General features: G+C 65.5%; 1 protein-coding gene. It reads right to left on the reverse strand.

The features are described 5' to 3' along the window. The coding region (locus CAPSK01_RS23515; protein ID WP_273703899.1) for a hypothetical protein at positions 1-238 on the reverse strand (238 nt) is incomplete at both ends.

Here is a 238-nt window from a genome sequence, read left to right on the forward strand (position 1 = left end):
AGCGGTGTTGAGGGCGGCGATCTGTGCCGTGCCGATCCCGGCAATCTGGCTGCTGCCCAGGACGATGGCGATCTGGCTGCTGGTCAGCGCGGTCACCTGGCTGGTCTTGAGTGCCGCGACATCACGGGTTTCCAGGGCTGTCAGCTGGTTGCTGGTGAGGCCGTTGATGAGCTGGTTGGTAGTCAGGGCGCGGACCTGCGACGAGGTCAGCGCGACGATCTGGCTGGTGCCGAGGTTG

It is taken from the genome of Candidatus Accumulibacter vicinus (genome assembly GCF_000584955.1).
Lineage (GTDB): Bacteria > Pseudomonadota > Gammaproteobacteria > Burkholderiales > Rhodocyclaceae > Accumulibacter > Accumulibacter vicinus.